Below are 14,929 nucleotides of genomic sequence, written 5' to 3'. Positions count from 1 at the left end.
CAGGCTCACCATGAGGAAGCGGAGCGAACCTTCCCCTTTTTGGTCATTCCCGACTTGATCGGGAATCCATAGGCCCTCTCCGCGTCGCCGACGGAGCAGGAGCAGGCAGCGTCAAGGCTTCCGTCGACACCGTATGGATGCCGGATCAAGTCCGGCATGACGGTCTTTGGGAGGACAGCGTGCCCACATGGTTCGACAGGCTCACCATGAGGAGGAAGGGGGATGCTTTTCCCCTCACCGCAGCGTGCGGGGCGTCGTGAAATGGATCAGCGTGCCTTCCGCGCCCTCCACCTCCGACCAGCGGTCGATCGGCAGTTCGATCGCGGCGAAAGCGCATGTCGGGAACTTCTCCGCCGCGTTCCGGCGCGCCTCGTCGTCGCCATGGACGGCCAGCCGCTCCAGGACCTGGTTGAGGCCTGGATTGTGGCCGACCACCATGAGGCTCGCCGCCTCGTCCGGCGCGGCCGCCACCCGGCGCAGGGCTCGTCCTGGCGAGGCAAGATAGAGCGCCTCTTCATAATCGATCGGCGGCGTCCGGTCCCATTGCGAGGCCATCCTCGCCAGCGTGTCCCGCGCCCGCCGGGCGGTGGAGCAGAGGATGCGGTCGGGGACGAATCCGTGGTCGGCGAGATACCGTCCCATGGCGGGACAGGCCTTCTCACCCCTCGCCGCCAGGGGGCGGTCATGATCGGACAGCCCGTCATCGCTCCAGTCCGACTTGGCGTGGCGCAGCAAATAGAGGGTCTTCATCGGTCGCCGGACTCCGGGATTCCATCGCTTCGCTTGGCGTGGTCGCGCGAACCGCTATATAACATTGAAGGGAGGACTTGGCAGGGAAGTCCTTGAAATTACGAAATTGTTACGTCGCTTCCCGCAGCGGCGGCGACATCCAGGACGACTTGTCCCATGACCATCGTTCCAGAGCCCATTCAGCCCGCGGTCGATCCCGCCTCGCCCGAACGCTTCATCAACCGTGAACTCTCCTGGCTCGCCTTCAATCAGCGCGTCCTGGAAGAGGCGATGAACGTCGCCCACCCGTTGCTGGAACGCGTGCGGTTCCTCGCGATCTCCGCCAGCAATCTGGATGAATTCTACATGGTCCGGGTCGCCGGACTGAAGGCGCAGGTGACGCTCGGCGTGAAATCGCCCAGCGCGGAGGGCCTGACCCCCCCGCAGCAATTGACGGCGATCCAGGCGAGGGTGACGGACCTGATGCAGGACCAGCAGGTCTGCTGGGGCCAGTTGCGGGAGGAGGCAGCAAAAGTCGGCATCCACGTTCTCGACGAATCGGAGCTGACGGACGCCGACCGCGACTGGCTCAACGGCAAGTTCCAGAACGACATCTTCCCGATCCTGACGCCGCTCGCCCTCGACCCGGCCCACCCGTTCCCGTTCATCCCGAATCTGGGATTCAGCGTCGCGCTGCTGCTGGAGAACCAGGCGGAGGGGGTGGAATTGAACGCGCTGGTTCCGATCCCCGGCCAGCTCGACCGCTTCATCCGCCTGCCGGGGGAGGGCATCCGTTTCTTTCTGGTGGAAGATCTGGTGATGATGTGCCTGGACATGCTGTTCCCGGGCTTTAAGGCGCTGGCCCACGGCGCTTTCCGCGTCATCCGCGACAGCGAGATGGAGATCGACGAGGAGGCGGAGGATCTGGTCAAGACCTTCGAAAGCGCGCTCAAGCGCCGCCGCCGGGGCAGCGTCATCCGGCTGGCATTCAACGCCGGGATGCCGGAAAGCCTGCGGGATTTCGTGCGCAAGGAGATCGGTGCCTCCCCGGATGACGTGTTCCCGCTGGACGGGCTGATCGGCCTCGTCGATACCAAGCAGATCATCGTGGATGAACGGCTGGACCTCCTGTTCCCGCCCTATAATCCCCGCTTTCCTGAGCGTATCCGCGATTTCGGCGGCGACTGCTTCGCGGCCATCCGGGCGAAGGACATCGTCGTCCACCACCCCTATGAGAGCTTCGACGTCGTGGTGCAGTTCCTGCGCCAGGCGGCGCGCGACCCGGATGTCGTCGCGATCAAGCAGACGCTCTACCGCACGTCCAAGAATTCGCCTATCGTAAGCGCGCTTATTGAAGCCGCCGATGCCGGTAAGTCGGTCACCGCGATGGTCGAGTTGAAGGCCCGCTTCGATGAGGAGGCGAACATCCGCTGGGCGCGCGACCTGGAACGCGCGGGCGCCCAGGTGGTCTACGGCTTCATGAACCTCAAGACCCACGCCAAGCTGTCGATGGTTGTCCGGCGGGAGGCGGGGGGCTTGCGCTCCTACGCCCATTTCGGGACCGGCAACTATCATCCGATCACGGCCAGAATCTATACGGATCTCAGCTTCTTCACCTGCGACCCGGACCTCTGCCACGATTCAGGGGCTATGTTCAACTACATGACCGGCTACGCCACGCCGCGGAAGATGGAGAAGGTGTCGATCGCGCCGCTGACGCTGCGCCGCCGGCTGATCGACCTGATCGAGACGGAGATCGCGAACGCCAAGGCGGGTCTGCCCGCCCAGATCTGGATAAAGCTGAACGCGCTGGTCGACAACGCCATCATCGACAAGCTCTATGAGGCCTCTCAGGCCGGCGTTGACATCGACATGGTGATCCGCGGCATCTGCTGCCTGCGCCCCGGCGTTCCCGGCCTGTCGGAGAATATCAGGGTCCGGAGCATCGTCGGCCGGTTCCTGGAGCACAGCCGCATCGTCTGCTTCGCCAATGGCGCAAAGCTGCCTTCGCGCGACGCCAAGGTCTTCATCTCATCGGCCGACTGGATGGAGCGGAATTTCGACTGGCGGATCGAGACGCTGGTGCCCATGGAGAATCCGACCGTCCACCGGCAGGTGATGGAGGAGATCATGGTCACCAACTTCTCCGACGAAACGAATAGCTGGACACTGGCGCCCGACGGGTCTTATCACCGGGTGACGGCCGCGGAGGGTGCGTTCAGCGCCCATCGCTACTTCATGACCAATCCCAGCCTGTCCGGTCGGGGAAGCGCGCTCAAGGAGCAGGCTCATCGCGGACCCAGGCTGGTAAGGAAGATGCAGACCTGATCGATGCCGCGATCGGCCTTCAAGATCGGCCTGATAGACCGGATCCGGACCCGCCGGGTCGGCGTCATCGATATCGGCTCGAACTCCATCCGGCTGGTCGTCTATGACCGGCTCGCCCGCTCTCCTGTTCCGGTCTTCAATGAAAAGGTGCTGTGCGGCCTGGGCCGTGACCTGGGACGCACCGGTCGCCTCAACCCCGACGGGGTCAGGCTGGCGATCGCGAACCTCTCCCGCTTCGTCCAGCTTCTGGAGGGGATGAGGGTCGACCGGGTGGACGTGCTGGCCACCGCCGCCGTCCGCGATGCGGAGGATGGGGAGGCCTTCGTCGCTGAGGTTCATCGCCGCAACGGGCTACGCATGTCCATCGTCAGCGGCACGGAGGAGGCACGGTTGAGCGCCATGGGCGTGCTCTCCGGCCAGCCCGACGCCGACGGCGTGATGGGCGATCTCGGTGGCGCGTCGGTGGAGCTTGTCGGCCTCGACCGGGCGGAGATCGGGGAGCAGGTGACCCTGCCGCTCGGCCCCTTCCGTCTGATGGATGCGAAAGGCGACCTCAGGGATGTCGTCTCGGACCAGTTCGCCGGCCAGGAATGGCTCAGGGACTATCGCGGCCGGACCTTCTATCCCGTCGGCGGCAATTGGCGGGCGCTGGCGAAGATCCACATGATCCAGCGCGGCCATCCGGTTCACATCATCCATCAATATGCCGTTCCGGCCGCCGACCTCGCCCAGCTCGCCGGGCTGATCGCCCGGCAGCACAAGGGGTCGCTGGAGAAGGTCGCCGGGGTTTCCAAGCGCCGGCTCGAGACACTGCCCTATGCCGCGCTGGTGATGGAAGGCCTGCTCGCGGCGCTCAAGCCCCGGCACGTCGTCTTCTCCGCCTTCGGCCTGCGGGAGGGGCACCTGTTCGACCTTCTGTCGCCGGAGGAACGCGCGCTCGATCCGCTCATCGAAGGCTGCCTGGACATCGCGCGCAGCCATGACCGGTTCGGCAAGGTCGGGCGGCTTGCCGACTGGATCGCCGGCCTGTTCGCCGACGAACCGGCGCCTCACGCCAGGCTGCGGCGGGCGGCGTCGCTGCTCAGCGACTTCTGCTGGGACGAACATCCCGACTACCGCTCCAACCATGCCTTCTTCCGCACGCTCCGCCTGCCGATCGCCGGGCTGGACCATGCCGATCGCGTCTTCCTGGCCTCGGCGCTCTACGCCCGCTATGGCGGCAATCCCGGCGACAAGCTGACCCGCTCCATGTGCGACCTCCTGAGCGACGACGATCGGGGGCGGGCGTCTCTCGTCGGCGCAGCGCTCCGCCTCGGCCACACACTTTCCGGCGGCGCGGTGTCGGTCCTCGACGACACAAGACTGCAACTGACGGACGATTCCGTCCTGCTCTGGCTGCCGGCGGAAAATGAATGCCTGGGCGGCGACGTGGTCCAGCGCCGCCTCGACTCCGTCGCCAAGGCCCTCGGCCGCACCGGCCGCATCATGGTCGACCCTCCCACGGAGCTTCGGGTCGGCGCCTGACAGGTACTTTGTCGGTCTTTCCCGACCTGATCGGGAATCCATAGGCCCTCGCGGCGTCCCCGACGGCGCAAGCACTGCCGCCGTCTTGGCTTCCATCGATACCGTATGGGATTCCCGATCAAGTCCGGAATGACCAATAAAAACAATGTTATGCTGGACTGATCCAGCATCCATAGGTCCTTTCTGCGTCGCCGACGGTGCAGGAGCTGGCGTCGTCCTCGGACCTAACCCACCGGCACCGCCTTCACCTGTCCGGCCTCGATCGCCAGAGCGACCCGGCCGTGTTTCAACGCCAGGGCGTCCTCGCCGAACATCTCCCGCCGCCAGCCATGGAGCGCCGGCACGTCGGCCTCGTCGTCAGCCGCGATCAGTTCCAGATCGCTGGCGCTGGCGACCAGCTTCTGCGCCACGTCGTTGGCCTCGCACTTCATCTTCAGCAGCACGCGCAGAAGATCCACCGTCGGCCCCAGCCCCTGGGGAAGGGCCGGCTTCTGCTCCGGCTTCGGACGCTGGTCCCTGGGCAGCGCCAGCGCGCGCTCTATCCCCGCCAGCAGGCCCGTCCCCTGCCAGCCCTCGGCCATGGATTTGCTGAGGCCGCGCGTCCGCGCCAGCTCCTCGGTCGTCTTCGGGGCGTGGGCCGCGATCTCCATCAGCGCGTCGTCGCGCAGGATGCGGCCGCGCGGCTGGTTGCGCTTCTGCGCCTCTGTCTCCCTCCACGCCGCCAGTTCCCGCAGGATCGCAAGGAACCTCGGATCGCTGGATCGGGTCTTGATCCGCTGCCAAGCGTCTTCCGGCTGTGTGATGTAGGTGCCGGCATCGGTCAGCACCTTGAGTTCTTCTCCCAGCCATTTCTCCCGGCCGGTCTCCGCAAGCTGTGCCCTCAGCTTCTCATAGGCCGGGCGCAGATGGATCACGTCCGCAAGCGCGTAGTGAAGCTGCTTTTCGGTGAGCGGACGGCGCGACCAGTCGGTGAAGCGGGAGCTTTTGTCGATCCGCGCGCCCGCCAGCTTCGTCACCAGCGTCTCATAGCCCACCGAATCGCCGAACCCGCAGACCATCGCGGCGATCTGCGTGTCGAAGATCGGCGTCGGCACCGCGCCGGTCAGCTTGACGAAGATCTCCACATCCTGCCGCGCCGAATGGAAGACCTTCAGCACGTTCTGGTCGGCCATTAGCGCGAACAGCGGCGCCAGGTCGATCCCCGGCGCCAGCGGATCGATCGCCGCGGCTTCCTCCGGCCCCGCGATCTGCACCAGGCACAGGATCGGCCAATAGGTGCTCTCGCGCATGAATTCGGTGTCGATGGCGATGTAGTCGGCGGACGCCTGCCGGGCGCAGAACGCCGCCAGTTCGGCCTGATCGGTGATGAGAGTCGTCATGACAGGGGCTTTACCACGCGGAACGCGCGGGCGGAAGCCGGGCGGAACCCCTGTTCCTTGGCCGGAACATGCGCTAAGACGTGCGCCCGTTATTCTCTTGCATCCCCCGTGAAGAAAAGCTTTCCCATGCACGCCTATCGCACCCACACCTGCGGCGAACTGCGCGACAGCCACGCCGGCGAGACCGTCCGGCTTTCGGGCTGGGTCCATCGCAAGCGCGATCACGGCAACCTGCTGTTCATCGATCTGCGGGACGCCTACGGGCTGACCCAGTGCGTGATCGACACCGACAAAGCCCATTTCGCGGCGGCGGAGCAGGTGCGGGTGGAAAGCGTCCTCACGGTCACCGGCAGGGTCGTCGACCGCACGACTGAGACGGTGAACGACAAGCTGCCCACCGGCCGGATCGAAGTGAAGATCGAGGATCTGGAGCTTCAGTCCGCGGCCCAGGTGGTCCCGCTCCAGGTCAATTCCGATGAGGATGCGGGCGAGGATGTGCGCCTCCGCTACCGGTTCCTCGACCTCCGGCGCCAGAAGATGCAGAAGAACATCGCGCTTCGCTCCGACGTCATCTCCTCCATCCGCCGGCGGATGATCGAGCAGGGGTTCCGCGAGTTCCAGACGCCGATCCTCACCGCCTCCAGCCCCGAGGGCGCGCGCGACTTCCTGGTGCCGGCGCGCCAGCATCCGGGCAAGTTCTACGCGCTGCCCCAGGCCCCGCAGCAGTTCAAGCAGCTTCTGATGATGGCCGGCTTCGACCGGTACTTCCAGATCGCGCCCTGTTTCCGGGATGAGGACAGCCGCGCCGATCGCAGCCCCGGCGAATTCTACCAGCTCGATTTCGAGATGAGCTTCGTCACCCAAGAGGACGTGTTCGCGGCCATCGAACCCGTGCTCTACGGCGTGTTCGAGGAATTCGCCTCGTTCACCGGCGCGCCCCGCGCCGTGACGAAGCCGCCGTTCCCGCGCATCGCCTATGCCGATGCGATGCTGTCCTACGGCACCGATAAGCCGGACCTCCGCAACCCGCTGGTCATCGTCGACGTGACGGAGGTGTTCTCCCGCGAGGATGTGGAGTTCAAGGCGTTCCGGAACGTCATCGCCAAGGGCGGCGTCGTCCGCGCCATCCGCGCGCCGAAGGTCGCCGACCGGCCGCGCAGCTTCTTTGACAAGCTGAACGGCTGGGCGCAGGAGGAAGGGGCCCCCGGCCTCGGCTACATCCTGTTCCAGGATGGGCAGGGCAAAGGCCCGATCGCCAAGTTCGTGCCGGAGGCGGCCCAGGCCGCCCTGAAGGACGCGGCCGGGCTGGCGGACGGCGACGCCATCTTCTTCGTCTGCGACCAGCGGCCGGCGGCGGAGAAGATGGCCGGCAAGGCGCGCACCCGGATCGGCCAGGAGATGGACCTGATCCGCGACGACGAGTTCAAGTTCTGCTGGATCGTCGACTTCCCGATGTACGAGCTGAACGAGGAAACCGGCCAGGTCGATTTCAGCCACAACCCGTTCTCCATGCCCCAGGGCGGGCTGGAGGCGCTGGAGACGATGAACCCGCTGGACATCAAGGCCTTCCAGTACGACATCGTCTGCAACGGCGTGGAGCTGTCCTCAGGCGCGATCCGGAACCACAAGCCGGAGATCATGTACAAGGCCTTCGCCATCGCCGGCTATGCGCCCGAGGTGCTGGAGGAGAAGTTCGGCGGCATGCTGTCGGCCATGAAGTTCGGCGCCCCGCCCCATGGCGGCTCCGCCCCCGGCATCGACCGGATCGTCATGCTGCTGGCCGACGAGCCCAACATCCGCGAGGTCATCGCCTTCCCGATGAACCAGCGCGCCGAGGATCTCCTGATGGGCGCCCCGGCGGAAGTCGACCCGGCCCGTCTGAGGGAACTCCACATCCGCCTGGAACTGCCCAAGACGATGGTCACGAAGGCGGGGTAGAAGCCGCCTTTTCAGCATTGTTTTTATTGGTCATTCCGGACTTGATCCGGAATCCATGCGATGTCGACGGTGGCAGGGACCGTACACGCTCTTGCGCCGCCGGTGACGCGTCGAGGGCCTATGGATTCCCGATCAAGTCCGGAATGATCAATTAAGTCGCCATCGGCCCCAGCAGGTGAAGCTCCGCGGCCTCTCCCGCCTCGATCGTCACGATGGCGTGCTGGTCGAAGATCGCGGCGATCTCGATGGCGCGGTCCAGCGGCAGGTCGAGCACGAACAGACCTTCCTCCGGCGTCCATTCCGGGTCTTCACCGACGCCCAGATGGGGCAGGGCGGTCAGGCCGGCCATGCGGATCATCCGGTCGAGGCGCGTTCCGGCCAGCCGGTTCTCTTCCTCCGGTGTTTCGATGCTGCGCGGGTTCCAGGCCGTGATGAAGGTGCCGGTCCGCGCGTTCAGCCGGGAGAACAGGGCGTCGATCTCCGTCGACGGCTGACCGATCGTGACCGTCAGTTCCAGCTCGCCATCATGGGCGATATAGCGAGTGCCGTGGTAGGCGTCGATCAGGGCGGTGTCTGGCATGGCGCCAGCATCATGTCATCCTAATCTATGATTCGCCAGAACCCGTTCTCCTCCTGGCAGGCGACCCCCGACACCGTCTGCTCGATGCCGTTCTCGATCACCGGCCGCTGATAGGGCGCGCATGCCTCCGGCGCCTGCTTCGCGCCGCCGCCACGCAGGACCAGCGGCATGTCCGCCCCGCCGGGCTGCGCCACCTGCACCGTATCCGTATCGACGCTGGCGACGATCGTTTCCGTCGTCGCGGAGGTCACCAGCGCACCGAAGGCGACGCCCGCGACAAGGGCGAGCGGCGCGCCGATCAGCGCATATCTGAGGAAGGGGGTGAGGGTGAACGCCATGGCCGGTCGCCTTCTTCTGCTGTTCCCGGAAAGGGAAGGGTCGCAGCGAGGGAACGTCGGCGCCGGGCATTCGATCCGCCGCCCCGATCATACCACGCGATCGCCCGGATTCCGCCCTGAGAAGAAGGCGTCCAGATTGTCCAGCGCACGGAATCCCATGGCGTTGCGCGTCTCCACCGTCGCGCTGCCCAGATGGGGCAGGAGGAAGGTGTTGGCCAGGTCCCGATAGCCCGGGTGGACATTGGGCTCTCCCTCGAACACGTCCAGCCCGGCGGCGGCCAGCTTCCCGGTCTTCAGCGCGGCGATCAACGCCTCGTCGTCGACCACCGCGCCACGCGCCGTGTTCACCACGATCGCCCCGTCCGGCAGCTTCGCGATCGTCTCCGCGTTCAGCAGCCGGTTCGTCTCCGGCGTCGCCGGACAATGCAGCGACAGGAAGTCGGAAACCGCCAGCAGACTGTCGAGATCGCCATGGAAGATCGCGCCCTCGGCCTCCCCGTCCGGCAGCGGGCGGCGGTTGTGATAGTGGATCTCCATGTCGAAGGCGCGGGCGCGGCGGGCGAGCGTGCGGCCGATCCGCCCCATCCCGACGATGCCCAGCCGCTTGCCGGTCATGTGCGTCGCCAGCATCTGGGTCGGCGTCCAGCCGGTCCAGCCATCGGCGCGGATCATCCTGTCGCCCTCGCTGGCCCGCCGCGCCGCGCCCAGCATCAGCAGCAGCGCGACATCCGCCGTCGCGTCGGTCAGCACGTCGGGCGTATTGCTGACCATCAGCCCGCGCTCCTTCGCGGCGGCGAGATCGATATGGTCGACGCCGACGGAGAAGGTGGCGACCGCCCTGACGCTTTCGGGCAGGCCTTCGATCGCCGCTTGATCCAGCCGGTCGGACGCGCAGGCCAGGATGGCGTCCGCCCCCTCCGCCTTCCGGGTCAGCGTCGGCCCGTCATAGGCCGTATCCTCCGGATTGAGGCGCACATCGTAGTCGCGGGCGGCGCGATCCTCGACCGCCTGGGGCAGGCGGCGCGTGATCAGGAGCGTGGGGCGGGTTGTGGGCACGGGTGGCGTCTCCTCGGAAAAGCCGCATTGACAGGGCTTGGTCTTGTGGAATTTCGCTTTAAGCTGCTTATCCGATTATCGCGTCGGCGGAAACCCGGAGCCCAGCCCGTTGTATCACCATTCCTCCCACCCTCTCGCCGCCGCCGCCGCAACTCTGGCTGCGATCCTGGCGATGGTCCCCACCGCTCCGACCGTCGCGGCGTCGTGGGAGATCGCGCCCCACCGGGCGGTCTACAGCCTCGACCTTGCGATCGCGCGGGGCGGGGCGACCGTCTCCGACGTCGACGGACGGATGGAATTCCAGTGGGGCGAAAGCTGCGACGGCTGGACGGTCGAGCAGACCTACGACATGACGCTCTATTACCAGCAGGGCGGGGCGGTCACGCTGGAATCCCGCTATGCAAGCTGGGAATCGAAGGACGGGCTGCACTTCACCTTCACCAACCGCAACAGCACCAACGGCGTCGTCGACGAGGAGACGAGGGGCGAGGCGACCCTGCCGGCCGCCGGGGAGGCGGGCGAAGCCATCCTCCGGCTGCCGGAGGAGGTGGTCTATTCGCTGCCGGCCGGCACCATGTTCCCGACCGACCACACGCTGCGCCTGCTCGACATGGCGACCGGCGATTCCGGGGATCGGTTCTTCGTCACCTACCTGTTCGACGGGACGGAGGCGGACGAGACGCTGGAACTGTCCTCCGTGATCGGCCCGCGCGTGGCGCCCGCCGATACCGGCGATCCGCTGCTCGACAGGCCGTCATGGCGGGTCGACATGGCCTATTTCACGGCCTCCGGCCAAACCTCCACGCCGGACTATGAGATCGGGGTTCAGCTTCTGGACAATGGCGTGGTCACGGAAATCCTCATCGACTATGGCGATTTCTCCGTCCGGGCCGACCTGGAGGAGGTGGAGCCGATCGAAGGCGGCTGCTGACGCTCCGGCCGCCTTCGCCGGCCTACCGGCGCGCGGGGAAGCCGCGCCCCCTGATGATCGCACCCTTGCCCAGCTTCGCCCGCACCGCGTCGATCGCCTGGTCGATCTTCTTCCGCCGGCCCGTATCGGGGTCCAGCAGATCGGGCGGGTCGGCTTCCGCCCCCGGCCGCAATTCTCCCGCCCCGATTCCGATCAGCCGGTAGCGCGGGCCGGTCGTCTCCGCCGCCAGCATCGGCAGCGCCGTCTCATAAAGCGTTTCGCTAAGCTGCGTCGGGCTTCCCAGGCGGCGGCTTCGCGTCAGGATGCGGAAATCCGCCGTCTTCAGCTTCAGCGTCACCGACCGCCCGGCCAGCCCCTTGGCCTTCAGCCGGTCGGCGACCTTCTCGCACAGCGGCCAGAGAATCGCCTTCAGGGACTCCAGGTCGCCGATGTCCCGGTCGAACGTCGTTTCCGACGATATGCTCTTCGTCTCCCCGCGCGGGTCGACGCCGCGGTCGTCCAGCCCGCGCGCGAATCGGTAGAGACGCCGGCCGATGATGCCGTAGCGGCGCATCAGCTCCGTCTCCTCATGGCGCAGCAGGTCGGCGATCGTCCTGATCCCGTCGGCCGCAAGCGTTCCCTGGAACACCTTGCCGACGCCCCAGATGTCGCCGACGGGCCGGACGGCGAGGAAGCCCGGCGCCTCCGCCCGGCCGATCACCGCGAACCCACGCGGTTTGTCCAGGTCCGACGCCAGCTTGGCCAGGAACTTGTTGTAGCTGAGGCCGATCGACGCCGTGATGCCGATCTCGGTCTCGATCCGCCGCACCAGCCGGGCGCAGGTCTGCGCCGGGCTGCCATGGTGGAGGAGGGCGGTGCCCGAAAGGTCCAGGAACGCCTCGTCGATGGAGATCGGCTCGACCAGCGGCGTCACCGATTCCATCAGCGCACGCACCTGGCGCCCGACCTCGACATATTTCCGCATGTCGGGCTTGATGACCACCGCGCCGGGGCAGGCGGCCAGCGCTTTGAACATCGGCATCGCGGAGCGCACGCCATAGAGCCGGGCGACATAGCAGGCGGCCGTCACCACGCCGCGCACGCCGCCGCCGACGATCACCGGCTTGTCCGCCAACTCAGGCTTGTCCCGCTTCTCCACCGTGGCGTAGAAGGCGTCGCAATCCAGATGGGCGATCGACAGGTCGTGAAGCTCGTCATGGATCGTGAGGCGCGGCGACCCGCAGCCGGGGCAGCGGCCGTTAGCCGGCCTGGAGGGCAGGGAAGCCGCGCAATCCCGGCAAAGGCCCCGCCGGAGAGCGATGTCCGTCATCCCAGGATCATCGCCTGTCTCCGCCCCCGGCGGAATATCGTTCGTGACGCGTTCTCACTATTTTTTAACGAATTCACGTTAACCAAAAAAGGTGTATTGGTGAGTTCGATTATGAACTCGCCTCATCCGGTGCTTTGGTTGTGCCGGTCAACCTTAGGGCGTAGTCTCGATATAGCTAATATACTGCGCCTGGGCGACTTTAAGGGACCAAGGAATGGCCAAGACCGTTTTGATCGTCGAAGACAATGAGCTGAACATGAAGCTCTTCCACGATCTGCTTGAGGCGCACGGCTACACCACGCTGCAGACCAAGGACGGCATGGAAGCCCTGAAGATCGCCCGGAAGGAACGTCCGGACCTGATCCTCATGGATATCCAGCTTCCTGAGGTCTCCGGCCTGGAGGTGACCAAATGGATCAAGGAGGATGACGATCTCCGCGCCATTCCGGTCATCGCCGTCACGGCCTTCGCGATGAAGGGCGATGAGGAGAAGATCCGGGAGGGCGGCTGCGAGGATTATATCGCCAAGCCGATCTCCGTCGCCAGGTTCCTGGAAACCGTTCAGCGCTATCTGAATTAGGAATCCGATGTCCGCACGTATCCTCGTCGTCGACGACGTTCCGCCGAACGTCAAACTGCTCGAAGCCAAGCTGTCGCGGGAATATTACGATGTCGTCACGGCGTCGGACGGCTATCAGGCGCTGGAGCGGGCGGGCGCGGATGCGCCGGACATCATCCTGCTGGACGTCATGATGCCGGGCATGGACGGGTTCGAGGTCTGCCAGCGCCTGAAGTCCGATCCGAAGACCATGCACATCCCGGTCGTGATGGTGACGGCGCTCAGCGATGTCGCCGACCGGGTGCGCGGGCTGGAGGCCGGCGCCGATGATTTCCTGACCAAGCCGGTCAACGACGTGGCGCTGTTCGCCCGCGTCCGCTCGCTCATCCGCCTGAAAATGATGATGGATGAATGGCGCGCCCGGGAACATACCTCGGGCGAACTGGGGGTCATCTCCTCCCAGGCGTCGGAGCTCATGGAGGCGGCCGACTGCGCCCGTGTGCTGATCGTGGAGGACAGCGCCGTCGACCTTGAGAAGATCGTGGAGACGCTGGAGCGCGACCATGACCAGATCGCCGCGTCCGGTAATTGCAAGCAGGCGCTGGACCTTGCCCTCAACGGCGACTACGAACTGGTGGTGCTCAGCCTGACGCTGCTGGATGAGGACGGGCTTCGCCTGCTGTCCCAGATCAGAAGCCACGAACGCACGCGCCAGACGCCCGTCCTGCTGCTGGCCGACGATGGCGACCTGCCGCGCATCGCCAAGGGGCTGGAGCTCGGGGCCAATGACTATCTCCTGAAGCCGATCGACCGGAACGAGCTGCTGGCCCGCGCTCGCACGCAGATCCGCCGCAAGCGCTATCAGGACCGTCTGCGCCTGAATTATGAGCAGAGCCTGTCGATGGCGCTGACCGACAGCCTGACCGGCCTGTTCAACCGGCGCTACCTGAACGCCCATCTGGGCCGGGTGCTCCAGAGGATCGAAGAGACGCGCAAGCCCGTCTCCGCCATCCTGTTCGACATCGATCATTTCAAGAAGGTCAACGACACTCACGGCCACATGATCGGCGACGAGGTGCTGAAGGAGGTCTCCGAACGCATCCGCCGCAATCTGCGGAATTTCGACATGGTCGCGCGGTTTGGGGGGGAGGAGTTCATCATCGTGATGCCCGACGCCCCGGTCGACGCCGCCGCCCTGGTCGCCGAACGGCTGCGCCTGCGCATCGCCGACGAGCCGTTCCAGGTCTCCGGCCCCGCCGGCACGCTGGACATCACGGTCAGCCTGGGCGTCACCACGACCGACGACCCCTCGATCCGGCCGGAGGAATTCATCCGCAAGGCCGATGTCGCGCTCTACGAAGCCAAGGGCATGGGCCGCAACCGCGTCGTCATAGACGGCATGGACGACCTCCCCCCCGACATCCGCGCCGCCGCGAATATGCGGTGAGGCGACTTGATTGTATCTCAATCGAGATACATATTAAGTGCAGCCTTGGAGGATGAAATGAACGCACAGACATCGATGCTGCATGTCCGCGTGGATGACGAGACGAAGCGGGAGGCTACTGCCGCGCTGAACGCCATGGGCCTTTCGATGTCCGACGCCGTCCGCCTGTTCCTCCGGCGGGTGGTGACCGACCAGGCGCTTCCGCTGGAACTGAAGGTCCCGAACGCCGAAACCCGCGCGGCCATGACGGAGGCTGAACACCTGACCCAGCTTCACGCAGCGCGGTTTGCATCTTCCGAAGAACTGTTTGCCGATCTTGAAAAGAACCGCGGCAAGTAAGCGGGCGTCGCTGCCGCGGCTGGCGGATTACGCGAAATCGTTTCTGAAGGACTGGGAACGGCTATCCCGCTCCGGCCGATACGACATGAACCGGCTGAAGGAAGCGATGCTGCTATTAATGATGAACGAAGGGCAACTCGGACCTGAATGGCTCGATCATCCGCTCAAGGGCGGATGGGACGGATTCCGGGAATGCCATATCGGCGGCGACTTCCTGTTGATCTACAAGGTCACCGAGAAGGGCAAGGTCGGAACAGTCATCTTCGTCCGCGCCGGGACTCATGCCGAACTGTTTGAGGAATAAACATCCCTCACCCAACCCTCTCCCACAAGGGGAGAGGGCTAACAATGAGCAACCGGAAAGAGGGGTGACAAGTTAGCCCGGAGACATGGGTTACAGGTTTTGTGGTTTGTTCTGTAGCGCATGGGGTCTGGACGGCCGTCCAGACCCCATGCGCATGAATCCTTGCCT

At 65.5% G+C, this 14,929-nt stretch carries 14 protein-coding genes; 8 read left to right on the top strand and 6 right to left on the bottom strand.

Annotated features, from left to right (window positions below):
- Positions 1-234: 234 nt before the first annotated feature.
- On the bottom strand, positions 235-750 hold the full coding sequence (locus tag AAFN89_RS10125; protein WP_347538647.1) for a histidine phosphatase family protein: 516 nt from the start codon (positions 748-750) through the stop codon (positions 235-237).
- Positions 751-906: 156 nt separating this feature from the next.
- On the opposite strand from AAFN89_RS10125, the gene AAFN89_RS10120 reads away from it, so the two are divergent.
- A complete protein-coding gene (locus tag AAFN89_RS10120; protein ID WP_347538646.1) occupies positions 907-3,057 on the top strand; it encodes an RNA degradosome polyphosphate kinase in 2,151 nt (716 codons plus the stop codon).
- A gap of 3 nt (positions 3,058-3,060) precedes the next feature.
- Complete coding sequence (locus AAFN89_RS10115) at positions 3,061-4,581, top strand: Ppx/GppA family phosphatase (RefSeq protein WP_347538645.1); 1,521 nt, start codon at positions 3,061-3,063, stop codon at positions 4,579-4,581.
- A 224-nt stretch (positions 4,582-4,805) separates the two neighbouring features.
- On the opposite strand, the gene rnd is transcribed toward AAFN89_RS10115, so the two are convergent.
- Entirely contained in the window at positions 4,806-5,960 is a 1,155-nt protein-coding gene (gene rnd / locus AAFN89_RS10110) for a ribonuclease D (RefSeq protein WP_347538643.1), read from the bottom strand.
- Positions 5,961-6,086: 126 nt separating this feature from the next.
- On the opposite strand from rnd, the gene aspS reads away from it, so the two are divergent.
- Positions 6,087-7,898: an aspartate--tRNA ligase gene (aspS, locus tag AAFN89_RS10105; protein ID WP_347538641.1), complete on the top strand. Its 1,812-nt coding sequence runs from the start codon at positions 6,087-6,089 to the stop codon at positions 7,896-7,898.
- A 151-nt stretch (positions 7,899-8,049) separates the two neighbouring features.
- On the opposite strand, the gene AAFN89_RS10100 is transcribed toward aspS, so the two are convergent.
- The 3 genes from AAFN89_RS10100 to AAFN89_RS10090 all read right to left on the bottom strand — a co-directional run bounded on the left by AAFN89_RS10100 (position 8,050) and on the right by AAFN89_RS10090 (position 9,872).
- The gene (locus AAFN89_RS10100; RefSeq protein WP_347538639.1) at positions 8,050-8,478 is read right to left on the bottom strand and encodes a DUF3293 domain-containing protein; all 429 of its coding nucleotides are present in this window, start codon (positions 8,476-8,478) and stop codon (positions 8,050-8,052) included.
- Between the two features lie 20 nt (positions 8,479-8,498).
- Complete coding sequence (locus AAFN89_RS10095; protein ID WP_347538637.1) at positions 8,499-8,816, bottom strand: hypothetical protein; 318 nt, start codon at positions 8,814-8,816, stop codon at positions 8,499-8,501.
- Between the two features lie 87 nt (positions 8,817-8,903).
- The gene (locus AAFN89_RS10090; RefSeq protein ID WP_347538635.1) at positions 8,904-9,872 is read right to left on the bottom strand and encodes a D-glycerate dehydrogenase; all 969 of its coding nucleotides are present in this window, start codon (positions 9,870-9,872) and stop codon (positions 8,904-8,906) included.
- A gap of 109 nt (positions 9,873-9,981) precedes the next feature.
- On the opposite strand from AAFN89_RS10090, the gene AAFN89_RS10085 reads away from it, so the two are divergent.
- Positions 9,982-10,803, top strand: a complete 822-nt coding sequence (locus AAFN89_RS10085; protein WP_347538633.1) for a DUF1849 family protein — start codon at positions 9,982-9,984, stop codon at positions 10,801-10,803.
- Between the two features lie 22 nt (positions 10,804-10,825).
- On the opposite strand, the gene AAFN89_RS10080 is transcribed toward AAFN89_RS10085, so the two are convergent.
- The gene (locus AAFN89_RS10080) at positions 10,826-12,112 is read right to left on the bottom strand and encodes a DNA polymerase IV (protein ID WP_347538631.1); all 1,287 of its coding nucleotides are present in this window, start codon (positions 12,110-12,112) and stop codon (positions 10,826-10,828) included.
- Positions 12,113-12,326: 214 nt separating this feature from the next.
- On the opposite strand from AAFN89_RS10080, the gene AAFN89_RS10075 reads away from it, so the two are divergent.
- Genes AAFN89_RS10075 through AAFN89_RS10060 form a run of 4 tightly spaced genes read left to right on the top strand, consistent with a single transcriptional unit; the run spans position 12,327 to position 14,761 of the window.
- Positions 12,327-12,692 carry a response regulator gene (locus tag AAFN89_RS10075; RefSeq protein WP_347538629.1) on the top strand — a complete coding sequence of 122 codons (366 nt, stop codon included), beginning with the start codon at positions 12,327-12,329 and terminating at the stop codon, positions 12,690-12,692.
- A 7-nt stretch (positions 12,693-12,699) separates the two neighbouring features.
- On the top strand, positions 12,700-14,118 hold the full coding sequence (locus AAFN89_RS10070) for a PleD family two-component system response regulator (RefSeq protein ID WP_347538627.1): 1,419 nt from the start codon (positions 12,700-12,702) through the stop codon (positions 14,116-14,118).
- A gap of 57 nt (positions 14,119-14,175) precedes the next feature.
- Positions 14,176-14,457, top strand: a complete 282-nt coding sequence (locus tag AAFN89_RS10065; protein WP_347538625.1) for a type II toxin-antitoxin system RelB/DinJ family antitoxin — start codon at positions 14,176-14,178, stop codon at positions 14,455-14,457.
- Positions 14,405-14,761 (top strand): type II toxin-antitoxin system YafQ family toxin, encoded by a 357-nt coding sequence (locus tag AAFN89_RS10060; protein ID WP_347538623.1) that lies wholly within the window; start codon positions 14,405-14,407, stop codon positions 14,759-14,761. The genes AAFN89_RS10065 and AAFN89_RS10060 overlap by 53 nt, the downstream gene beginning before the upstream one ends.
- Positions 14,762-14,929 lie beyond the last annotated feature (168 nt).

The organism is Inquilinus sp. CAU 1745 (assembly GCF_039839375.1).
GTDB lineage: Bacteria > Pseudomonadota > Alphaproteobacteria > DSM-16000 > Inquilinaceae > JBDOQU01.
Note: the sequence above shows the minus strand (reverse complement) of the source record. Positions and strands in the feature narration are given on the sequence as shown.